Origin of the sequence: Nocardia kruczakiae NBRC 101016 (assembly GCF_001612965.1) — a bacterium.
Taxonomy (GTDB): domain Bacteria; phylum Actinomycetota; class Actinomycetes; order Mycobacteriales; family Mycobacteriaceae; genus Nocardia; species Nocardia kruczakiae.
This window is the reverse complement of the sequence record NZ_BDBL01000023.1, coordinates 18,780-41,409: the sequence shown is the minus strand read 5'-3', so window position 1 is coordinate 41,409 and position 22,630 is coordinate 18,780. Positions and strand designations below refer to the sequence as shown.

Here is a 22,630-nt window from a genome sequence, read left to right as displayed (position 1 = left end):
CAGGACTCGCCCGGTGGCCTTCTCCCCTCGAGCGGTCCCAGCCCGCACACTGGTGCGGTGACTTCCACGCAAGACCAGCTTCACTCGCGCGACCGCAGATCACCCGCCTCACCGGTTCCGCATCGCGCCCACGGTCGGCTGAGCGAAGTCCCCCACCTGGTCGGCCTGGTTCTCGGCGTGTTCTCGATTCTGTGTGCGCTGTGGAGTATTTCGCCCGGTCTGCGCTACATCACCTCGGTCCCGCGGCACTACCTCGACGCCTACTATTTCGACGCGCCCGACACGAACCTGATGTGGGCGGTGATCGTCGGTCTGCTCGCCGGCGCGACGGCGTCCCGCAAACGCATCGCCTGGTGGCTGCTGGCCGGGTACATGGCGCTGTTCGCGCTCGCCAACGGACTGGATTTCGCCGAGGAACAGGATCCGCACGCGCTGGCCGCGCTGTTCGTCCACCTGGCGGTGATCGGCCTGATGATCGCGGCGTGGCCGGAGTTCTACACCCGGGTGCGGCGGGGCGCGGTGTGGAAGGCGCTCGGTGTCCTGGTCAGCGGGCTGATCATCAGCAGTCTGCTCGGGTGGGGGCTGGTGGAACTGTTCCCCGGCAGCCTGCCGCGCGGTGCGCAACGGCCGCTGTGGGCGGTCTCGCGGGTCACCGCGACAATTCTGGTGGCGGACAACAACTTCGACGGGCACCCCCCGCACGTGGTGAATCTGCTGCTCGGCCTGTTCGGTGCGATCGCGCTGCTGGCGGCGGCACTGGTGCTGTTCCGCTCCCAGCGCGCCTCCAACGCCATGACCGGACTGGACGAGTCCGCGGTGCGCGGCCTGCTCGCCCGCTCCGACGTCGAGGATTCGCTGGGCTACTTCGCGACTCGCCGCGACAAGGCCGTGGTGTTCGCGCCCAGCGGTAAAGCGGCTATCACCTATCGCGTCGAACTCGGCGTCTGCCTGGCCTCCGGCGATCCGATCGGTGTGCGGGAGGCGTGGCCGCAGGCCATCGATGCCTGGTTGCGACTGGCCGACGAATACGGTTGGGCCCCGGCCGTGATGGGTGCGGGTGAACTCGGCGCCACCGCCTACCGCCGGGCGGGCCTGTCCGCCCTGCGCCTGGGCGACGAGGCGATTCTCGACACCCGTTCCTTCTCGCTGGCCGGGCCCGAGATGAAGCAGGTCCGCCAGGCCGCCAACCGTTTACACAAACAGGGTTTCACCGTCCGGGTCCGCCGGCACAGCGAACTGTCGCCGGACGAGATGGCGCAGATGATCGCCCGCGCCGATTCGTGGCGCGACACCGAAACCGAACGCGGCTTCTCGATGGCACTGGGCCGGCTCGGCGACCGGCTCGACGGAGACAGCCTGCTGGTGGAGGCGCTCGACCGCGACGGCCGCGTATGGGGCATGCTCTCGCTGGTGCCGTGGGGCCGCAGCGGTGTCTCGCTCGATGTGATGCGACGAGATCCCAAGGGCCCCAACGGAATCATGGAATTCATGATTTCCCAGCTGGCGCTGACCTCGGATCAGTACGGGATCACCCGAGTCTCGCTGAACTTCGCGGTGTTCCGCTCGGTGTTCGAGGAGGGCGGCCGGATCGGCGCCGGCCCGGTGCTGCGGCTGTGGCGCAGTGTGCTGATGTTCTTCAGCCGCTGGTGGCAGCTCGAGGCGCTGTACCGGTCGAATGTGAAATATCAGCCGCAGTGGGTGCCGCGGTTCCTCATCTTCGAGGAACGCCGCCAGCTGCCGCGGGTGGCGTTCGCCGGCGCGCTGGCCGAGGGCTTCCTGCCGCGCTTCGGCACGCAGCCGGACGCCTCGGCGCACACCGGTCTTCATTCCGCGGTACCGCCCACCCTCACGGGCCTGCACGCCGACGGCAGCCCGCCCGAGGCGCCGCCCTCGGAACTCGAACAGGCCGCCGCCCGCCGCCCCGAACAGGTGCGGGTACGGATGGACAAGGTGCGCCGGCTCGAATCGGCCGATATCGACGCCTACCCGGTGGCCTACGCCCCGACCCATTCGATCGCCGATGCCCGCCGCTCCCCCAAGGGCACCACGGTGCGGGTGTGTGGACGGCTGTTGCGGATCCGCGATCACGGCGGCGTCACCTTCGCCGCACTGCGCGACTGGTCCGGCGACATCCAGATCCTCATCGACCGGGACCGGGTCGGCGCGCGCCGCTCGAGTTCGTTCGGCGAGTACTTCGACCTGGGTGATCTGATCGAGGTGAGCGGCCAGATCGGCAGCAGCCGCCGCGGCGAACTGTCGCTGCTCGCCCAGGACTGGCGGATGATCGGCAAATGCCTGCACCCGCTGCCGGACAAGTGGCGCGGACTCGCCGACCCCGAGGCGCGGGTGCGTCAGCGCTACGTCGATATGACGATCAACGTCGAGGCGCGCGAGGTGCTGGCCAAACGCAGTGCGGTGGTGCGGTCGCTGCGGGACACGTTGAACGGCTGGGGTTTCCTCGAGGTCGAGACGCCGGTCCTGCAGCAGGTGCACGGCGGCGCCAACGCCACGCCCTTCCGCACCCACATCAACGCCTACGACCTGGACCTGTATCTGCGCATCGCACCGGAGCTGTATCTCAAGCGGCTGTGCGTGGGCGGGATGGAGAAGGTCTTCGAACTGGGCCGGGTGTTCCGCAACGAGGGTGTGGACTACAGCCACAATCCGGAATTCACGATTCTGGAAGCCTATGAGGCGCACAGTGACTACGAGCGGATGATGCACGCGTGCCGCCAGCTGATCCAGAATGCGGCGATCGCGGCCAACGGCGCCTGCGTCGCCCTGCGACCGGATGCGGACGGAACGCTGACCGAGGTCGACATCTCCGGCGACTGGCCGGTGCGCACCGTGCACGGCGCCATCTCCGAAGCGGTCGGCGAGACGGTCACCCCCGACACCCCGGTGGATCGGCTGCGATTGCTGTGCGACAAGGTCGAGGTGCCGTATCAGCCGGGCTGGGACGCCGGGCAGATCGTGCTCGAGATGTACGAGCACCTCGTCGAGGACCGGACCCAGGAACCGACCTTCTACATCGACTTCCCGACCTCCGTCTCACCGCTGACCCGCGCGCATCGGCGCATCGACGGCGTCGCCGAACGCTGGGATCTGGTGGCGTGGGGTGTCGAACTCGGCACCGCCTACAGCGAATTGACCAATCCGATCGAACAGCGCCGCCGCCTGACCGAACAGTCGCTGCTGGCCGCGGGCGGCGACCCGGAGGCCATGGAGCTGGACGAGGATTTCCTCGAGGCGCTGGAATTCGCGATGCCGCCGACCGGTGGCCTGGGTGTGGGCGTGGACCGCGTGGTCATGCTGATCACCGGGCGCAGCATCCGCGAAACCCTGCCGTTCCCGCTGGTCAAACCGCGCACCGGCCAAGGCGACGGACGCTGACCGCACCTACGGCGTCCGAGGCGCGCACCCGTTCGCGAACCGGGAACCGGCGTCCGGCACAGTAGATCCGTGCAGCTTGTTCTCGTGCGTCACGCCCAGCCCGGTCGGGTACTGACCACCTCCGGTCCCGCCGATCCCGAACTCACCGAACTGGGTGTCGAACAGGCCCGGCGGGTACCCGCGGTGATCGCCCGCTTCGCGGGGGGCGAGCATCGCATCGCGCGGGTGGTGAGCAGTCCGCAGCGGCGGGCCCGCGATACCGCCGCGCCGACGGCCGAGAAGCTGGGACTGCCGGTCGAGGTGCTCGACGGGCTGGCCGAATACGACCGCGACCTACCCGCCTACATCCCGATCGAGGACGCCAAGCGCGACTTCCGCGCCACCTACGACCGGATCAAGGCCGGACATCTGCCCGAACAGATCGACGGTCCCGCGTTCGTGGCCCGGGTACTGGGCACGATCGCCGATATCGTCGCGGCCGCCGAACCGGCCGATACGGTCGTCGCCTTCGCGCACGGCGGGGTGATCAACGTACTGCTGCAGGACGTCCTCGGCCTGCAACGGCCGCTGACCTTTCCGATCGACTACTGCTCGATCACCCGGGTGCTCTTCTCGCGCAGCGGGACCCGGACCGCGGCGACGGTGAACGAGAACAGCCACGTCTGGGAACTGTTGCCGCGCAATCTGCCGGTGGACTGAACAGCCGCCACAATTCACAGCCGATTACCAGCGCGATCGCTCGTCCATCCCAGGGTCGAGTCGTTCGATGAGTGACCATGGGCCCCCGCACGACGGCCCGTGTTCCGAGTGAAAGGTAATCCGTTGCTCTCCAAGAGTTCTTCGCGCCGCAGGCTGATCGCCCGCATCGCCGTCGCCGGCGCCGTCGCCGCCGCCCCCGTGGCGGCGGTCGCCGTTCCCGCCTTCGCCGACACCCCCTCCGCCGCCCCCGTCGACTGGCACGACCACGACCACGACGGGTGGCGTCATCACCACGATCACGATCACGGCCCCTGGCAGCCGGGCCCGGGCGGTTTCCTGCCCGGCGGCCCCGACGGTTTCCTGCCCGGCGGTCCCGGCGGCTTCCTCCCCGGACCGCCTCCCACCGGCTCGTTCGGCTGATCGACCGCCACGGCATACGAGGGCCGCTCCTTTTCGGGAGCGGCCCTCGTTGCTGTGTGTGGGGGGGCGAAACCATTGGGCCTGACCGGGATCCGCGGAACGGTGACCGGTCGCTTCAAAGTTCATTCACAGTTCGCGGACATCGCTGACCCAGCCGAGGGCGTTTCGATGTACTCGTGAGCCGCCGGGCCGACCGGCCCGAAATCGACAGCGCGGCTCCATATTCGCAGACGAAAGGCCGAAACCTTGCAGACCACCGCGAAGCCGAAGAACCGCACCCGCCGTCTCGTGACCCGCGTCGCCGTCGCCGGTGCGCTCGTCGTCGTTCCCCTGTCCGCGCTCGCCGTGCCGGCCTTCGCCGACACCCCCGCCAACGCACCCAGCGCGGTCGCCATCGACCGTGACAACCACCCCGGCGACCGCGATCACGACGGTGACCACCGCGGGCCCGACGGCGACCACCGCGGCGACAACCGCGGGGATCGGGACCGCGGACCGGAGAACCAGCCGGCTCCCGCGCCGCAGCTGCCCCAGCTCCCGCCGACCGGTTCCGCCGGCTGATCCCGGAAACGGCTGATCCCGGAAACGACGAGGGCCACCCCGCTCGACGCGGGGTGGCCCTCACGGGTGGATCACCGGCTCATGCCATTCCGGCGATCCAGTTGTGCATCCAGGAGATCGCGGTCTGACCGCCGCCCACCGAATAGCTGCCGTAGGAGGTGTGGGTGCCGGACTGGTAGAAGTGCTCGAGCTGTTCGACCCGCTGCTGGTTGGCGTCGTCGGTGAGCTGCGACTGCAGAGCCGCGACACCGCCGTGCGCCATCAGATCGCCGATGATCGAACCCGCCTCGAGCTGGTAGCGCCACAGGTTGGCCGCGCTCGCCCCGGAGGCCTGCGCCAGGAAGCCGGCGAAGCGGGTGACGTAGTCGGTGTCCTCGGTGGAGCAGTACAGATCACCGGCCGCGCAGATGGTGCGTACCCGGTCGCTGAGGAAGCCGAATCCACCGACGCGCGGACCACCGGCGCCGGCGCCGCCGACCACCGGGCCGACCTGGACGTCGGTGGGCGAACGGCGCGGATCGGAGATCAGGCCGACACCCGAAACGCGGTCCGGCGGAACGACGCCCAGACCGGTGCCGATCTCGGCCGCCAGATCGCCCGCGGCATCCGCACCCTGGCTGTAGCCGACGATCGCGTAATGCGTACCGGCGCAGCGGGCCGCCATCCCCTGGATGAGGCCGCGTGCGTTGTCGGTCGCTTCCTTCTTGGAGGCGCCGTAGACATCGCCCTCCCACGGGAAGGCGGTCGCGGCGTAGCTGACGTAGTCGACGTCCGTCGAACTCGGCAGGCCGCGGGTCACACCGGACAGCATGCCGGGGCCGACCATGTGATCGGGCTTGTGGTCACCGGTTTCCCAGGTGCCCGGAATAGCGACGACATACAGGCTCGGACATCCGGGATCCGCACTCGCGGAACCGCTTCCGATCGCGGTACCCGACACTGCCATACCAGCCAGTACCGCGACTGCCGCCCCGGCGGCCGCGACAACCTTCTTCAACCGCATGCTGCTCCAGTTCAAGCCAGCCCTCGCCGGGGCTCCTGATATGTATTCGCCGCTGATGATGCCGCCGCCACATTGCCGCGCGGTAAATTCCCGGCGAAGCAAAAACCGCCCGCCTCCGTGACGCGCGGCAGCGAGACGACCTCGCGACAACGAGTCCGGACACGGACCAAGAGCATTTACGACATACCGGTGCTCAGGATAACGGCGACATCGAGGAACTGCCATCCGAGCTCGAAATCCCGTCCGATTTCCGATGTTTGAGACTCGGGTACAAGTTTCCGCACTACAGAGCGAAAAAACAGGCGCCCACGGGCTCGAAAGCCCGTGGACGCCGGTGATTTCAGGTTCAGCGCTGGGCGACCGCCGTCGGAGCGATCGGCGCCGGCAGCGCGGTCTCGCCCTCGAGGTGCTGGTCCACCGCCGACGCGGCGGCCCGGCCCTCGGCGATGGCCCACACGATCAGCGACTGCCCACGCCCCATATCGCCGGCGACGAAGACGCCGGGAACGGTGGTCTGGAAGTCCTTACCACGCTTGACGTTGCCGCGCTGGTCGTAGCCCACGCCGAGATCCTCGAGCAGACCCGGCTTCTGCGGGCCGACGAAGCCCATCGCCAGCAGGACCAGATCGGCCTCCAGAGTGAAGTCGGTGCCCTCGACCTTCTCGAAGCGGCCGTTGACGTTGCGGACCTCGTGCGCCTGCAGTCCGGTCACCTTGCCGTCCTCGCCGATGAACCGCTCGGTGTTCACCGAGAAGACGCGCTCGCCGCCCTCTTCGTGCGCCGAGGAGACCCGGAACATCAGCGGGTAGGTCGGCCACGGGGTCGACTCGGCCCGCTCGGCCGGCGGCTTCGGCATGATCTCGAACTGGTGGATGCTGGCCGCCCCCTGCCGGTGCGAGGTGCCCAGGCAGTCGGCGCCGGTGTCACCGCCACCGATGATGACGACCTTCTTGCCCTTGGCGTGAATCCGCGGCAGGCCCTCCTCGTCGGCGACCGGATCGCCCAGCTGAACGCGGTTGGCCAGCGGGAGGAATTCCATCGCCTGGTGGATGCCGTCCAGATCGCGACCCGGAATCGGCAGGTCCCGGGCGATGGTGGAACCACCGGCGAGGACCACCGCGTCGAACTGCTCGCGCAGCTGCTCGGCGGTGATGTCGACACCGACGTTCACGCCCGCCTTGAAGATGGTGCCCTCGGCCTCCATCTGCGCCAGGCGGCGGTCGATGAAGCGCTTCTCCATCTTGAATTCCGGAATGCCGTAGCGCAGCAGACCGCCGATACGGTCGTCGCGCTCGAACACCGTGACGGTGTGGCCGGCGCGGGTCAGCTGCTGGGCCGCGGCCAGACCGGCCGGACCCGAACCCACGACCGCGATCTTCTTACCGGTCAGGCGGGTCGGATAGACCGGCTGCACCCAGCCCTCGTCGAAGGCGTTCTCGATGAGCTCGACCTCGACCTGCTTGATGGTGACCGGATCCTGATTGATGCCGAGCACACACGACGCCTCACACGGCGCCGGGCACAGCCGCCCGGTGAACTCCGGGAAGTTGTTGGTCGCGTGCAGACGGTCGATGCCCTCGCGCCAGCGATCCCGGTACACCAGGTCGTTCCACTCGGGAATCAGGTTCCCCAGCGGGCAGCCGTTGTGGCAGAACGGGATACCGCAGTCCATGCAGCGGCTGGCCTGGGTCTGCAGGGTCTGGTGGGAGTAGTTCTCCTCGTAGACCTCTTTCCAGTCCATCAGTCGCAGCGGAACCGGACGGCGGGTGGGCAGCTCCCGCTTGGTGTGCTTCAGAAATCCCTGTGGATCACCCACGTGCGGCCTCCATGATCGCCTCGTCGACATCCCGCCCGGCCTTCTCAGCCTCGGAGATAGCGAGCAGTACCTTCTTGTAGTCGCGAGGCATAACCTTCACGAAGTGGTTCACCTGCTGCGACCAATCGCTCAGGATGCGTTCGGCCACCGCCGAACCCGTCGCCTCGCGATGGCTCGCGACCACGTCGCGCAGCCAGGTGAAGTCCTCGCCCTCGAGCTGTTCGATATCCACCAGCTCGGTGTTGAGGTTGGCTTCGAACGTGCCGTTCGGGTTGTAGATGTAGGCGATACCGCCCGACATACCGGCACCGAAGTTCCGGCCGGTCTCGCCGAGGATCACCACTCGGCCACCGGTCATGTACTCGCAGCCGTGATCACCCACGCCCTCGACCACCGCGGTGGCGCCCGAGTTGCGCACGCAGAACCGCTCGCCGACCACACCGCGGATGAACGCCTCACCGCTGGTGGCGCCGAACAGGATCACGTTGCCCGCGATGATGTTCTCTTCGGCGACGAAGGACTCCGGCGCGTTCAGCGACGGCCGCACCACCAGGTGCCCGCCCGAAAGACCCTTGCCCACATAGTCGTTGGCATCACCGAACACCCGCAGGGTGATACCCGCCGGGACGAACGCGCCGAAGCTGTTGCCCGCCGAACCGGTGAAGGTGATGTCGATGGTGTCGTCGGGCAGGCCGGCGCCACCGTAGAGCTTGGTCACCTCGTGGCCGAGCATGGTGCCGACCGTGCGGTTCACGTTCGTGATCTTGGTCTCGAACTTGACCGGCTTGCCGCGCTCGAGCGCATCCGCCGCCTGGGCGATGAGCTGGTTGTCCAGCGCCTTGTCCAGGCCGTGGTCCTGAGTCTTGGTGTTGCGGCGGTCCTGGTACATGAACGCCGTCTCGACATCGTCGAGGATCGGCGACAGATCCAGCTTGCTCGCCTTCCAGTGCTCCTTGGCCTTGGTGGTGTCGAGCAGGTCGACCCGGCCGATGGCCTCGTCGAGCGTGCGCAGACCCAGCGAGGCCAGCAGCTCCCGCACCTCTTCGGCGATGAACATGAAGAAGTTCTCGACGAATTCGGGCTTACCGGTGAAGCGCTGACGCAGTACCGGGTTCTGGGTCGCGACGCCGACCGGGCAGGTGTCGAGATGGCAGACGCGCATCATGACGCAGCCGGAGACCACCAGCGGAGCGGTCGCGAAACCGTACTCCTCGGCACCGAGCAGCGCGCCGATCAGCACATCGCGGCCGGTCTTCATCTGGCCGTCGACCTGCACCACGATGCGGTCACGCAGACCGTTGAGCAGCAGCGTCTGCTGGGTCTCGGCCAGGCCGAGCTCCCAGGGGCCGCCCGCGTGCTTCAGCGAGGTCAGCGGCGAGGCACCGGTACCACCGTCGTGGCCGGAGATCAGCACGACATCGGCGTGGGCCTTGGAAACACCCGCGGCGACGGTGCCGACACCGGGCTCCGCGACAAGTTTCACGTGAATCCGAGCCTGCGGATTCGCGTTCTTCAGGTCGTGGATCAGCTGGGCCAGATCCTCGATCGAGTAGATGTCGTGGTGCGGCGGCGGCGAGATCAGGCCGACACCCGGCGTCGAGTGCCGCACCTCGGCGACCCACGGGTACACCTTGTGCGCGGGCAGCTGACCGCCCTCACCGGGCTTGGCGCCCTGGGCCATCTTGATCTGGATATCGGTGCAGTTGGTCAGGTAGTGCGCGGTCACACCGAAGCGGCCCGAGGCCACCTGCTTGATCGCACTGCGCCGCCAGTCGCCGTTGTCCTCCGGCTCGAAGCGAGCCGGCGACTCGCCGCCCTCACCCGAGTTGGAGCGGCCGCCGAGGCGGTTCATCGCGATGGCGAGGGTCTCGTGCGCCTCCGCCGAGATCGAGCCGTAGCTCATCGCGCCGGTGGAGAAGCGCTTCACGATCTCGCTCGCCGGCTCGACCTCCTCGACCGGAATCGCGTGCCGGCCCTCGGTCTTGAACTTGAACAGGCCGCGCAGCGAGGCCAGGCGCTCGGACTGGTCGTCGACCAGCTTGGTGTACTCCTTGAAGATCGAGTACTGGCCCGAGCGGGTCGCGTGCTGCAGTTTGAACACCGTGTCCGGGTTGAACAGGTGGAACTCGCCCTCGCGCCGCCACTGGTACTCACCGCCGATCTCGAGTTCGCGGTGCGCGCGCTCGGTGCGGTTCTCCAGGAAGGCGACCCGGTGGCGGGCGGCGACCTCGGCGGCGATGTCGTCGAGACCGATGCCGTCCAGCGGCGAGGTCAGGCCGGTGAAGTACTGGTCGCACAGTTCCTGCGACAGGCCCACGACCTGGAACAGCTGCGCGCCGCGGTAGGAGGCGATGGTGGAGATGCCCATCTTGGACATCACCTTCAGCACGCCCTTGCCGGCCGCCTTGTTGTAGTTCTTGACGGCCGCGGCGTAGTCGGCCGCCTTGTCGCCGGTGCTGCCCGGCATCTCCAGCGCACCGCGCTCGAGCATGTCCTCGATCGACTCGAAGGCCATGTAGGGGTTGATCGCGGCCGCGCCGAAGCCGACCAGCATCGCCATGTGGTGCACCTCGCGGGCGTCACCGGCCTCGATGACCAGGCCGACCTTGGTGCGGGTGCGCTCGCGCACCAGGTGGTGGTGCACCGAGGCGGTGAGCAGCAGCGACGGAATCGGCGCCAGCTTCTCGTTGGATTCGCGGTCGGACAGCACGATGATCCGCGCGCCGCCGTCGATGGCGGCCGACACCTGGGCGTTGATCGCCTCGAGCGCCTTGCGCAGGCCCTTGCCGCCCTTCTTCACCGAGTAGAGGCCGCGCACGACCACCGAACGCAGCTCGGGCCGCGAACCGTCGTCGTTGATGTGGACGAGCTTGGCCAGCTCGTCGTTGTCGAGAATCGGCTGGGTCAGCGTGATGTGACGACAGGACTCCGGTCCCGGATGCAGCAGGTCGGCCTCGGGACCGATGGTGCTGCGCAGGCTGGTGACGACCTCCTCACGGATGGCGTCCAGCGGCGGGTTGGTGACCTGCGCGAACAGCTGCGCGAAGTAGTCGAACAGCAGGCGCGGACGCGAGGACAGCACCGCGATCGGCGTATCGGTGCCCATCGAACCCAGCGCCTCACCGCCGGTCTTGGCCATCGGCGAGATCAGCAGGCTCAGTTCCTCGGTGGAGTATCCGAAGATCTGCTGGCGGATGAGCACGCGGTCGTGCGACATGTGCTCGTGCGGACGGTCGGGCAGCTCGGCCAGCTTGATGATGCCCTCGTCGAGCCATTCCTGATAAGGCTGCTCGGCGGCCAGCTGCGACTTGATCTCGTCGTCGCTGATGATGCGGCCCTGCGAGGTGTCGACCAGGAACATGCGGCCGGGCTGCAGACGGGCCTTGCGGACCACCTTCGACGGCTCGATGTCGAGCACGCCGACCTCGGAGGCCATGACGACCAGGCCGTCCTCGGTGACCCAGATACGCGACGGGCGCAGACCGTTGCGGTCCAGCACCGCGCCGACGACGGTGCCGTCGGTGAAGCACACCGAGGCCGGGCCGTCCCACGGCTCCATCAGCATGGAGTGGTAGCGGTAGAAGGCGCGCTGCGCCGGGTCCATCGACTCGTGCCGCTCCCAGGCCTCCGGGATCATCATCAGCACGGCGTGCGGCAGGCTGCGGCCACCGAGGTGCAGCAGTTCCAGCACCTCGTCGAAGCGCGCGGTGTCGGAGGCGCCCGGGGTGCAGACCGGGAAGATCTTCTCCAGCCGGTTGTTGCCCTCGCTGTCGGTGCCGAAGATCTCGGAGTTCAGCAGCGCCTCGCGGGCGCGCATCCAGTTCTCGTTACCGGTGACGGTGTTGATCTCACCGTTGTGCGCGACGCGGCGGAAGGGGTGGGCCAGCGGCCAGGAGGGGAAGGTGTTGGTCGAGAAGCGCGAGTGCACGATGCCCAGCGCCGACTCGACCCGGTCGTCCTGCAGATCCAGGTAGAACGCCCGCAGCTGCGGGGTGGTGAACATGCCCTTGTAGACGAAGGTCTGACCGGACAGGCTCGGGAAGTAGACGGTCTCGCGGCCGACCGCGCCCTCGCCGGCGCCCTGCTTGCCGAGTTCGTGCTCGACCCGCTTGCGCACGACGTAGGCACGCCGCTCCAGATCCATGCCGCTGAGCTGCTCGGCGGCGTCGGCGGGCGAGGCGATGAACAGCTGCCGGAACGTCGGCATGGCGTCCCGCGACAGCGCACCCAGGGAGGACTCGTCGATCGGAACCTCGCGCCAGCCCAGAACGGCCAGACCCTCTTCCTTGACGATCTTCTCGACCCGGTAGCAGGCGCGGGCGGCCTCGCGGCGGGCCTGCGGCAGGAATGCGATACCGGTGGCGTAGGAACCTTCCGGCGGCAACTCGAACGCGGCGCCGCTCTCGGCCAGCGTGGCCCGGAAGAACGCATCCGGGAGCTGGATCAGGATGCCCGCACCGTCACCCGAGTTGGGTTCCGCACCCGCAGCACCACGGTGCTCCAGGTTCAGCAGTGCCGTAATAGCCTTGTCGACGATGTCGCGGCTACGACGGCCATGCATGTCGACGACGAACGCGACACCGCAGGAGTCGTGCTCGTTCGCCGGGTCATAAAGACCAGTGCGGCCAGGTGACCGGTGTCCCATTCGCGGCTCGCCGCGGTGGCCAGGAAGTTGCGTCATGCCTCTGCCTTCAAGAAATAGGCGCCTTCAACGAAGAGGCCTTCGATTTCGATGCCCTCTTTCCGATGGCCCTCGTCGAAACGCCTCCGCCTAGACTGCGTCCGGACGTTGCGGCGACCAGCGGCGCTGATGGTCATCCCGTGCAGTCAAACTCTCCAGTTGTCCACCCGCTTCGGTTTCGTAGTCGGGTGCTCGGTGGTAGCGGAACTCTGAGGAGTTCCTTACCCACCGCGCCGTGCTCGCCCGCTAGGCTGATGCTTGCGGCTCGTGGCCGAGTCGGGGCGACGAGTCGGACATTTCACGTCCGACACCTAGAGCAAACGATAAGTCAGGACCGGAGCCCAACCAACTTAGGTTGTGCTAAATACTCCGTCTACCTGGGCATCTTCATCGGTCCTCCACTACCTGCGCGTTCTCCAGTGTAAAGCAGGCAGCGCGGATCGCTGAGTCGCGTTCGCCACTGCCGCCGATAGCGTCCGAGCATCGGCCACGAGCTGGGAGCCCGGTCCTGCGCAACGCTCTCACCTGCGTCGAAACAGATTTCCCCGTACGCCGCGGCGGCAAACCGGGGTGTAAGGCGGCTAACTCTCCGGACACCCGGAGGAGACATTCCGGATACGGGAGCGACAAGCCACGCCAATGTGCGGACCGTACGGCATCGTTTGCGAATGTGGAGTTCAGCACATTCTGGGCAAACCAAGATCGGGAATGACTGTGGTTTATTTCACATACGTTGCGGGACAAAGCGTTACGGTCGCGCGGACCAGCGCCGCGCCGTGCAGTGCGTCCACCCGGCCCGAGGTCAGAACGGGAAAGACGGCGGCCGCGAGCCGCTGCGCGCAATCCGGCGCGCCCAGCACGGTGCGATGCGCCGCCAGCTGACTCAGGATTTCGCTGTTGACCTGGTCGATCACGGGCCGCACGGCTGCCAGATCCGACGCATCCGATGCGGGCGCGGCAGCCGGATCGAACCGCCACCGGGTGAGTAGTCCGTACTGCACGGTCTTGTTGGCTTCGATCTGACCGGTGAAGACCTGCCGCACCCAGTCCTGCGGCAGCCCCGATCGGGTGCCGGCGGCGGCCATCGCGTCGTAGACCTGCGCCTCGCGCACCGGATCGTCGACCACGGGAGCCTGTCCGGTCCGCTGCGACGTGGTCCATTTCGCGGCGGCGACGGAGTCGGCGGTGTTCAGGCGGCGCAGCACCAGCTCCACCAGGGGACTCAATACCGACCGGCCTTCCTCCGCGGGAGCCGCCTGCGCCCGCGGAAGTACTTGTTCCGCGGTCATCGGCGCCGCGAGCGCGAATGCCGAGGTGAGCAGCGCGGCGACCGCGGCGAGCCGAGCGCGGCGGCGCGGGCGGTGACCATCGCATCGCGACGGTGCGGCGGGGGCGTCGACCGCCACCGCGGAGTCGCCGGTCTCACCCGCATATGGTCCCCCGCTCCGATGAGCACCGACTTCCGGAGTCGCTCGCACGTTCCGCCCTCCTGTCACGGCCGCAGCGTCGTGTCGATCGGTGCCGCCTACCCGAGAGTAGGGTTTCGCTCCCCGGCCGTCTGTGAGGCTTACCACATCGATGCCATCGCACTCGGTGGTTCCCCGGTCGGCCTGTCACTCTGAACCTGATTGCGCGCGGCCGGGGCGCTCGGCGGATTACCCGCTCCGCCCGCGCGCGGGGGCACACCACCGCCCGGACCACGATGCAACGACCGTTTCGCCCGCGGCGACAACGATTGGGACCCAGAGGATGTGAATCTGTTGACCGATCCCCGCGTCTTCGATCAATCCGCCACCGGACGTCCGGCGTCCGAAGCCCCGGCCTCCGAAAGCCCGGCCTCCGAAAGCCCGGCCTCCGAAACCTCGGCGCCCGAATCTCCGGGTGCCGGCTCTCCCACGACCGCACCGCGACCGACTTCCCGGCGGTCGCCGATCGGCGCGCTGACCTGGCTCGGCGGCGCCGAAGCCGGTCGTGGCGACCGGCACGAGGCGTCGGCCTACGCCGTCACCGGTGGGGTGGTGCTGCTGTTCGCGGTGCTGTCCGGGATCGTCGTCGCGGCAGCGGGTGCGGCGGCGCACTGGCCCGCCGCGGTTGTGGCGATCGTCGCGCTGCCCGCGACACTGCTGGTCGGCGCGATCTCGCGAGCTCTGGCCACCGCGCCACTGTCGGACCGGGGCGGCCGCGGCCGGGCCGAGCGGTTCGGGCGGATCGCGGTCGCGGTGATCACCGGTGTGCTGGTGGCCGAGCTGGCGAGCACGGTGATTCTCGCCGGATCCGTCGACCGCACGCTCGACGATCGATCCCGCCGCGACGCCGAATCCGCCGCGACCGTGGTCACCGCGCGCACCGAACTCGACCGGGCGACGGCCGAACGCGCCGCACTCACGCAGACCATCGCCCAGGCACAGGCCGATATGGATCAGGCCCTGGTCGTCGCCCGCTGCGAATACAACCCGACGCCGCAGTGCCCGCAGACCAAGATCACCGGGGTGCCCGGCCGGGGACCCGAATCACAGACCGCCAACGCGATGCTCGACGACGCCCGCGGGCGGTTCAACACCGCACAGGCGCGGATCCAGCCCTCGGACGCGGAGATCGCCGCCCGGCAGAGCGCCCTGGAGCAGGCCCGGACCGCCGCATTCCGCACGGGGGACCGTGGTCTGGGCGCGCGCTGGCTGGCCATGAACGACTACACCGCCGGGCATATCGGCGCGCTGCTGTTGCGCCTGCTCACGATCGCGATCGCGGTGGTACTGGCCCTGTTGCCGCTGATACTGCGGTCCTGGCGCGGCGAATCGTCGTTCGACCGCGCCGTGGCCGCGCGGGCCGAAGCCGACCGCGCCGCCCGGGCCGCCGACACCGCGGTCGCGGTCCAGCACGCCGAACACCGGGTGGCCGCCGCGCAACTGGCATTGCACGCCGATACCGCGATCGATCGCGAACGTCAGCGCAAACGGGTGATCGCCGCGATCGGCAACCTGGAAATCGGCATCACCGAACCGCAGCGCCGGGCGGTGGCCGAATTCGAAGCGCTGGCCGCCCTTCCCCCGGGGGCGCAGACCGCCCCGAACGCATTGCCCGCCGCCGAATCCACGGCCCGAACCGACCCCCTACAGGAGGCGACCGTGACCGCACGGAATCTGCCCGCACAGCTACCCTCGACCGGCCTGGCGCCGAATGCGCCCGCCGCGGTGCCCGCCCCGCGCGAGGATGCGAAAAAGGGTGGTGGACTGGAACTTCCGGTGATCGGCACGGTTCCGTTCACCGATACCGCGGCGCGCTGGATCCGGCCGCTGGTGCCCGGATTCGTCACCTCCGCACTCGACCGGACCATCGACACTGCGACCGCACCGCTGCGGACCGTCCGGCAGGTCTTCGAAGAGGCGGAGGAAATCACCTTCACTCTCAAACGCACCCGCAAGGTGACGGTGAACTCCGAGGATTCGCACGATCCGGCGGTGGGCTACGCACATCCGGGCCAGGCGCTGCCGAATGCGCCGTACGCCCAGGTCACCGCGTCGTACCCGTACGACGCCTACCAGCACGACCCGCGCTACGCCGCCTACCGGCACGATCCGCGCTATGCGCGCTACGCGGCCCTCCCGTACCGGGATCCCGCGGCCCACCCCCGCCTGCCGGAATCCGGCCCGTACGGCGAATTGCCCGCCCCCGACGCGACCGAACTCGGCTACCGCGCCCCGCGCGAACTGCCGCCCGGCTCCGGCCGCGACTGACCGAGGGTTCCGGCCGGTCGGATAACCGTCACGTGTCCGGGTCCGTGGATAGACTCGGCCCGTGTTTCCCGCCGTGACCGGTCGAGAGGGGCGATCGTCCGCCCACCGCGTGGTGCCGCCGCGCGGTGCCGACGACCGCGACTCCGGAGGCGGCGGTGCGGACGACGCCGAACGAATTCCGGTGCGACCGCTGTCGTGGCGCGAGCTGGCCGATCTGCCCTTCGCGGTGTTGCAGCATCGAATTCGGCTGATCGCCGGACTGGCCGGGGCGGGTTCGGCCGCGGCCCTGGGGGTCGTGGTCGGGATCACCGCCCTGGTGTCGTTCGCGACCGACGGCTCGAGCGCCGGAACCGCCTGGGCGGCAATTCTTTCCACAGCCTGCTGTGCATGGGTACTGCGGCTGTGGACAGTCGGCGTCACCGTGCCGATCGGGCTCGCCGTCGTCGACGACCAGCCGATCACCGCGCGCACCGCCGCCGAGCGCCTGTTTCCGGTCTCGGGGCGGCTGCTGCTGAATCAGGTGATTTCCACATCGATCGGCGTCGGAATCCTGCTGCTCGGCACGCCGCTGATCGTCACCCTGATCCCGGCGGTGATCTGGCTGGCCCGGGTGCGCGGGACGCGGTGGCCGATCGCGCCGGTCCTGTTCACCGAATCGATTCCGTACCGGGCGGCGGTCCGACGGGCGAAACTGCTCGCCACCGGCCGCGTGATGCCGTTGGCGGGTCTGTGGCTCTATCTGCGCGCGGTGCTGCTGGTGCTGTCGGCACCGGTCGCGGGGCTCCTGGGCTTCCTCTCCGATATCTCCGGAACCCATCGCTGGGCTGTCGTCACCCTGCTGTCCGGTGCGGTGCTGCTGATTTCGGCGTTCGCCGCGGCGGTGGACGCCGCGACCGCGGTGGTGGTCCATATCGACCGGCGCTGCGGCCGCGAAGGTTTCGATATCCGGATACCGAGCGGGCAGGTGACACGGTGACCGACGACACGGTGACCGACGATGCGGCCCGGCCGGATCGGCCCTCGGCGCCCGCACCCCCGACACTCGGCCCGGCCGCCCAGCACCGCGCCGCGGCCGAATCCGCCGCCGGGCACCACGATTTCGATACCGCACTGCGCGAACGCTTCCGCGCCGTGGTGCGCGGTCTCGAACAAGGTGGGGTGCTCGAGGTCCGGCGGTCGCGTACCGCGCGCGAAACCGCATCGGCCGCAGCGCGTGCCCTTCCCGCCGTCGCCGCCGAATTCGACGGCGCCGCACACAGTTTCGACGAGATCGTCTACGGCGGGCGCACCGCCACCGCGGACGAATATCAGCGCCTCACCTCGGCCGACCGGTATTCGCTGGCGCCGCCGCCACCGCCGGACCCGATCGAACAGCAGCGCTCGATCCGCAAGCGCCGTGGCCCCCGTCAGCTACCACCACTGCCACAGTTGTTGCGCGACAAGCGTTTCTGGGCGGCAATCGTGGGCGCGCTCATCGTCGCGCTGGTGGTGTACCTGCTGTTCCGGCTGGCCGCCGCACCGACGGCCCCACCGCAGCCGACGCAGCCGCATCCACCACCCCCGCCCGACCACCCGGATGTCCGCCCACCCGATGTGGGCGAGGGCAACGATTCGATCTTTCAGCGCCTGCCGCCCTGGCTGGCCTACGGCGGATTGCAGGCGCTGATCTTCGCCGCGGTCGTGGTCTGGTGGCGCGCCCGCCGCCGCGGTGCCGTGGTGGGCGAACCCCGCCCGGTGCAGGTGGCGGCCGGTGAGCTGCTCGCCGGTCAGGCCGCGCTCTACCGCAGCACCAAGGATCGCGCCCATGTCGCGGCGAAATTACGCGCGGCCACACTGCGGCGCATCCGCGGCCGCGTGGACCTGCGCGCCGATGCCGCGCCGGAACGAGTGAGCGCGGTGATCGGAGCCCGGATCGGCGTCGATCCCGGCCGCGTCGCCGCGGCCTTCCACGGGCCCGTCGCCGACGATGCGGCACTGGAATACGTGGCGGCACAACTGGACTGGATCGAATCGGAAATAGGATGACGGAGACCGGATGACAACGGCACAGACCAACCACACCCCCACCGCCGACCAGGCGCTCCGGGCGCTCGGCGAGGTGCGTGCCGAGATCGGCAAGGCCGTCGTCGGCAACGACCACGCGGTGCTGTACCTGGTACTCGCGCTGCTGTGCCGGGGCCATGTGCTGTTGGAAGGTGTTCCGGGCGTGGCGAAGACGCTGCTGGTGCGATCGCTGGCCGCGGCGCTGGAACTCGAGCACACCCGGGTGCAGTTCACTCCGGACCTGATGCCGGGCGATGTCACCGGCTCCCAGATCTACGATCCGCATTCGGCCGAATTCACCTTCCGCCGCGGCCCGGTCTTCACCAATCTGCTGCTCGCCGACGAGATCAACCGCACACCGCCGAAAACCCAATCGGCACTGCTGGAGTCGATGGAGGAGCGGCAGGTGTCGGTGGCCGGCGTGCCGCAGCCGCTGCCCGATCCGTTCGTGGTGATCGCGACCCAGAACCCGATCGAACAGGAGGGCACCTATCCGCTGCCGGAAGCGCAACTGGACCGGTTCCTGTTCAAGGTGGACATCCAGTTGCCCGGCCGGGACGACGAATTCCGGATTCTGCAGCGCCACGCCGCCGGCTTCGATCCGCGCGATCTGGGCGCGGCGGGTGTGCGACCGGTCGCGGGGGCGGCGCATATCGCGGCGGCGCGGGCCGCCGTCGCGCAGGTGACGGTCAATCCGGAGGTGCTGGCCTACATCGTCGATCTGTGCCGGGCGACCCGCACCTCCCCGGCGGTTCAGCACGGCGCGTCACCGCGCGGGGCGACCGCGGTGCTGGCCTCGGCTCGGGCCCTGGCCTGGCTGAACGGACGCGCCTTCGTCACTCCCGACGACGTCAAAACCGTTGCGGGGACGGTCCTGCGGCATCGTCTGCAGCTGCGTCCCGAGGCCGAACTGGACGGCGTAACCGGTGACGGCGTGATGTCCTCGCTGTTGGCCGCGGTCCCGGTTCCGGTGTAGCGCGATGATCGTGACGGGTCGGCTCGCCGTCTGCGCGGCCGTGGCGGCGGTGGTCGTCGGGCTCGCACTGCCGTCCTGGGCCGGAGTCGTGGTGCTGACGGGTGTGCTGACTCTGCTGGTCGCCGTCGACGTGATCGCCTGTCGCACCGACGCTCTCGAACTGTCCCGGGTGCCGCTCACCACCGTCCGTGTCGGCCGCACCGCCACCGTCGAACTCACGGTCCTGAATCGCGGCCCGGGCGCAGTGCGGGCGCTGCTGTGGGACGACTGGCCGCCCAGTGCGCAGGCACCGGCCGAGACCCACCGGTTGCGTCTGCCGCCGAACACCACCACCCGGCTGGCCACCACCGTCAGTCCGGCTCGCCGCGGCGATCGGATCGCGGGGCCGGTCACGGTTCGGCTGGTCGGACCGCTCGGCCTGGCGGGGCGGCAGTTCCGCCGCACCGTTCCCGCCACGGTTCGGGCACTGCCGCCGTTCCGGACCGAACGGATCCTCGCCGCCAAGGTGAAACGGCTGCAGCATCTGGACGGCCGATCGGTCGCCAACCTGCGCGGCCCGGGCTCGGAATTCGATTCCTTTCGCGAATACGTGGCCGGTGACGATGTGCGTTCCATCGACTGGCGAGCCACGGCCCGCGCGACCGATGTGCTGGTCCGCACCTGGCGGCCCGAGCGCAATCGCCACGTGCTGATGTTGATGGACACCGGGCGGATCAGCGCCGCCCGGCTCGGCGAGCAGACCCGGCTGGACACCGCCATCGAGGCCGCCCTGCTGCTGGGCGGTTTGGCGGCCGCGGCCGGGGACACCGTCGATCTGCTGGCCTTCGATCGGGAGATCCGCGCCGAGGTCCGGGGCGCGCGCGGAAAAGCCGTGCAGCCCAAGCTGATGCACGCCCTCTCGGGCGTCGTGCCCGCGCTGCTGGATGCCGACACCCCGGCGATGGTCCGCACCGCGGTTCGCCACACCCGGCGGCGCAGCCTGGTGGTCTGGTTCACCAGCCTCGACGGGGCGATGGTCGAAGAGAATCTGCTGCCGGTACTCCCGGTGCTGAGCAGTCGGCACCGGGTGCTGCTGGTGTCGGTCACCGATCCGGAGATCGCCGCGACCGCGACCCGGCGTGATTCCGCCGCCGAGGTCTATGCCGCGGCGGCCGCCGAACATCTGCTCACCGAACGCGCGATCGTGCGAGAAACCTTGCAGCGCCAGGGAATCGACGTGGTGGCCGCGGCGCCGGATCGCGTGCCGGAGGCGCTGGCCGACGAGTACCTGGAACTGAAGCGGTCGGGAGCGCTCTGAGCGGTCACGCTCCCGGCCGGACCGCCGGGGCGTACGGCTGCGCGGGTGCCGGCCACTGCTGCGACATCGGCCAGAAGGGCAGGCGTGGTGGCGGCAGAATCCGTCGTTGCCGCTCCCCGATCACCGCGCCGAGAATCTGCAGCGGCGGATATCCGGCCGGTGGCGCCACCCGCAGTTGGTCGCAGACCGCGACCACCAGCGCCGCACCGAGTTCCGCCTGTACCTGCGGGGTGAGTTGCGGGAAGCGGGTCAGATACCGGCGCACCGGCAGTGCGAGATCCTCGGTGAGCCCGGACAGGTCCAGCCGTCCCACCCAGTCGACCAGCCAGGGCGGCGCGACGGCCAAGGCGGGCATGGGAATTCGCGCCCGATCCGACACCACGACGGTGCCGGCCAGGATGTCTCCGACGCGCCGCGCCCGCGGCGAACACAGTGAGGTGACCACCGCCACCAGACCGAACCCGCCGAGATTCCAGAAATCGACGAGCGCGCCGGCGAGTCCACGGGTCAGCGCGTGCCGGAAATCGACGGGACCGCCGTCGCCGCGCACCACACGCAGGCCCAGGGCCATTTTTCCGACCGTCCGCCCGCGCATCAGGGTTTCGCTGACGACCGGATATCCGACGAGGACGGTCACCATCGTCACCAGCACGGCCACATCGACCCACGCGCCGTCGGGTTCGAATCGGAACAGCAGGCCGACGACGGCCGACAACAACAGAAGGGCGAGAACGAGCTGCAGCACCAGATCGATCGCGAAGGCCGCGGCGCGGGTGGGGATGCGCGCGATCGGCAACTGCAGGGAGACGGCCTCCCCCGTGGTGAAATCGGCCATGATCGCTCCAGTATCCCGAATCGGGCGCGTGCGAACTAGCCTTCGGGGTGGAGGTCGGCACGAACACAGGAGGAGCCGATGGACGTCGATGCCTATTCGTTCGCGCAGCGGCGGCATTGGGATCGGCTCGACCGGCTGACCGCGCAGCGGCGCCTCAGCGGCGCCGAGGTCGACGAATTCGTGGCCCTGTATCGCCGCACCTCCCAGCAGCTGGCGCGACTGCAATCGCATTCACCGGATCCGGAGTTGATCAACGGTCTCAGCGCGGTCCTGGCGCGAGCGCGGGGGCGGCTGCTGGGCGCGCGGACCGACACCTGGTCGCAGATCGGCTATTTCGTCACCCACCGGTTTCCCGCCGTGGTGTATCGAGCGTGGTCGTGGTGGGCCGGGGTGGCGGCCGCGTTCCTGGCCGTCTCGGCCGGAATCGGCATCTGGGTGTCCGGTTCCGGTTCGGCGCGAAGGACGTTGGGGCTACCTGCGGACGCGGCATCGCTGACCGCCCCCGGCGGTCGCTTCGAGTCCTACTACTCCGAACATCCGCACGACGCCTTCGCCGCACAGGTGTGGACCAACAACGCCTGGGTGTCGGCGATCGCGTTGTTCACCGGCATCCTGATTCTCCCGGCCGCCTATCTGCTGTTCATGAACGCGCTGAACGTGGGGGTGTCCGCCGGGCTGATGGCGGATGCCGGGCGGCTCGACTCGTTCTTCGGTTTCCTGCTGCCACACGGCATGCTCGAACTCACGGCAGTTTTCGTCGCCGGCGGTGCGGGGCTGAAGCTGGGGTGGACGCTGATCGATCCGGGGCGGTCGTCGCGGGCCGAGGCGCTGGCCCGGCAGGGCCGGGCGACGGCCACGATCGCACTCGGGCTGGTGGCGGTCCTGTTGGTATCGGGCCTGATCGAGGGATTCGTCACGCCCGCCGGCTGGCCCGCGCCGGTGCGCATCGGTATCGGGCTGGTTGCCGAGCTCGGATTTCTGACCTACGTCTTCGGCCCCGGACGCCGTGCGGCGCAGGAAAGTGTGGCGTTGCGGTCCGCGGCGGACGCGGACGAGCGCATATCGAGCTAACGCCGGCCGGGTTCTGCTGAGGCTGAGAAAATCCCTTGCGAGAGGGCGGGGATTCGAAGGATCATCGGAGTGCCGATTTGAGATCCACTGGCCGCAGCGAG

Annotated in this window: 15 protein-coding genes; 10 read left to right on the top strand and 5 right to left on the bottom strand. The window is 69.1% G+C overall.

Annotation, left to right across the window (positions count from 1 at the left end):
- Window positions 1–57 precede the first annotated feature (57 nt).
- The 4 genes from lysX (at window position 58) to NK1_RS17220 (ending at window position 5,073) form a co-directional block, all read left to right on the top strand.
- Entirely contained in the window at window positions 58–3,393 is a 3,336-nt protein-coding gene (gene lysX / locus NK1_RS17235) for a bifunctional lysylphosphatidylglycerol synthetase/lysine--tRNA ligase LysX (protein ID WP_063009994.1), read from the top strand.
- A 69-nt stretch (window positions 3,394–3,462) separates the two neighbouring features.
- Complete coding sequence (locus NK1_RS17230) at window positions 3,463–4,092, top strand: histidine phosphatase family protein (RefSeq protein WP_063009862.1); 630 nt, start codon at window positions 3,463–3,465, stop codon at window positions 4,090–4,092.
- Window positions 4,093–4,200: 108 nt separating this feature from the next.
- Window positions 4,201–4,512 carry a hypothetical protein gene (locus tag NK1_RS17225; protein ID WP_245660607.1) on the top strand — a complete coding sequence of 104 codons (312 nt, stop codon included), beginning with the start codon at window positions 4,201–4,203 and terminating at the stop codon, window positions 4,510–4,512.
- A 246-nt stretch (window positions 4,513–4,758) separates the two neighbouring features.
- Window positions 4,759–5,073, top strand: a complete 315-nt coding sequence (locus NK1_RS17220; RefSeq protein ID WP_062994904.1) for a hypothetical protein — start codon at window positions 4,759–4,761, stop codon at window positions 5,071–5,073.
- Window positions 5,074–5,152: 79 nt separating this feature from the next.
- Here the strand turns inward: NK1_RS17220 and NK1_RS17215 are convergent, their stop codons facing one another.
- The 4 genes from NK1_RS17215 to aroQ all read right to left on the bottom strand — a co-directional run bounded on the left by NK1_RS17215 (window position 5,153) and on the right by aroQ (window position 14,051).
- Complete coding sequence (locus tag NK1_RS17215; RefSeq protein WP_083903576.1) at window positions 5,153–6,076, bottom strand: cutinase family protein; 924 nt, start codon at window positions 6,074–6,076, stop codon at window positions 5,153–5,155.
- A 346-nt stretch (window positions 6,077–6,422) separates the two neighbouring features.
- Window positions 6,423–7,892, bottom strand: a complete 1,470-nt coding sequence (locus NK1_RS17210) for a glutamate synthase subunit beta (RefSeq protein WP_063009858.1) — start codon at window positions 7,890–7,892, stop codon at window positions 6,423–6,425.
- Window positions 7,885–12,537, bottom strand: a complete 4,653-nt coding sequence (gene gltB, locus NK1_RS17205) for a glutamate synthase large subunit (protein ID WP_063009856.1) — start codon at window positions 12,535–12,537, stop codon at window positions 7,885–7,887. Before gltB ends, NK1_RS17210 begins: the two co-directional genes overlap by 8 nt.
- A 755-nt stretch (window positions 12,538–13,292) precedes the next feature.
- Complete coding sequence (gene aroQ / locus NK1_RS17200) at window positions 13,293–14,051, bottom strand: gamma subclass chorismate mutase AroQ (RefSeq protein WP_157104319.1); 759 nt, start codon at window positions 14,049–14,051, stop codon at window positions 13,293–13,295.
- Window positions 14,052–14,324: 273 nt separating this feature from the next.
- Between aroQ and NK1_RS17195 the strand changes: the two genes are divergently transcribed.
- The 5 genes from NK1_RS17195 (at window position 14,325) to NK1_RS17175 (ending at window position 20,623) form a co-directional block, all read left to right on the top strand.
- Window positions 14,325–16,307 carry a DUF4407 domain-containing protein gene (locus NK1_RS17195; protein WP_157104318.1) on the top strand — a complete coding sequence of 661 codons (1,983 nt, stop codon included), beginning with the start codon at window positions 14,325–14,327 and terminating at the stop codon, window positions 16,305–16,307.
- 61 nt (window positions 16,308–16,368) lie between these two features.
- Window positions 16,369–17,283 carry a hypothetical protein gene (locus NK1_RS35790; RefSeq protein WP_157104317.1) on the top strand — a complete coding sequence of 305 codons (915 nt, stop codon included), beginning with the start codon at window positions 16,369–16,371 and terminating at the stop codon, window positions 17,281–17,283.
- Complete coding sequence (locus NK1_RS35785) at window positions 17,280–18,332, top strand: DUF4129 domain-containing protein (RefSeq protein WP_063009850.1); 1,053 nt, start codon at window positions 17,280–17,282, stop codon at window positions 18,330–18,332. Before NK1_RS35790 ends, NK1_RS35785 begins: the two co-directional genes overlap by 4 nt.
- A 10-nt stretch (window positions 18,333–18,342) precedes the next feature.
- Entirely contained in the window at window positions 18,343–19,326 is a 984-nt protein-coding gene (locus NK1_RS17180) for an AAA family ATPase (RefSeq protein WP_063009848.1), read from the top strand.
- 4 nt (window positions 19,327–19,330) lie between these two features.
- On the top strand, window positions 19,331–20,623 hold the full coding sequence (locus NK1_RS17175) for a DUF58 domain-containing protein (protein ID WP_063009846.1): 1,293 nt from the start codon (window positions 19,331–19,333) through the stop codon (window positions 20,621–20,623).
- A gap of 4 nt (window positions 20,624–20,627) precedes the next feature.
- On the opposite strand, the gene NK1_RS17170 is transcribed toward NK1_RS17175, so the two are convergent.
- The gene (locus tag NK1_RS17170) at window positions 20,628–21,458 is read right to left on the bottom strand and encodes an RDD family protein (protein WP_063906031.1); all 831 of its coding nucleotides are present in this window, start codon (window positions 21,456–21,458) and stop codon (window positions 20,628–20,630) included.
- A gap of 78 nt (window positions 21,459–21,536) precedes the next feature.
- Between NK1_RS17170 and NK1_RS17165 the strand changes: the two genes are divergently transcribed.
- Complete coding sequence (locus tag NK1_RS17165) at window positions 21,537–22,529, top strand: stage II sporulation protein M (RefSeq protein WP_063009844.1); 993 nt, start codon at window positions 21,537–21,539, stop codon at window positions 22,527–22,529.
- The last annotated feature ends 101 nt before the right edge of the window (window positions 22,530–22,630 follow it).

What these genes read in the sequence shown, in the direction of transcription:
- NK1_RS17165 (WP_063009844.1), top strand. Translation starts at nt 21,537, where the DNA reads ATGGACGTCGATGCCTATTCGTTCGCGCAGCGGCGGCATTGGGATCGG.
- NK1_RS17170 (WP_063906031.1), bottom strand. Translation starts at nt 21,458, where the DNA reads ATGGCCGATTTCACCACGGGGGAGGCCGTCTCCCTGCAGTTGCCGATC.
- NK1_RS17175 (WP_063009846.1), top strand. Translation starts at nt 19,331, where the DNA reads ATGATCGTGACGGGTCGGCTCGCCGTCTGCGCGGCCGTGGCGGCGGTG.
- gltB (WP_063009856.1), bottom strand. Translation starts at nt 12,537, where the DNA reads ATGGGACACCGGTCACCTGGCCGCACTGGTCTTTATGACCCGGCGAAC.
- NK1_RS17215 (WP_083903576.1), bottom strand. Translation starts at nt 6,076, where the DNA reads ATGCGGTTGAAGAAGGTTGTCGCGGCCGCCGGGGCGGCAGTCGCGGTA.
- NK1_RS17180 (WP_063009848.1), top strand. Translation starts at nt 18,343, where the DNA reads ATGACAACGGCACAGACCAACCACACCCCCACCGCCGACCAGGCGCTC.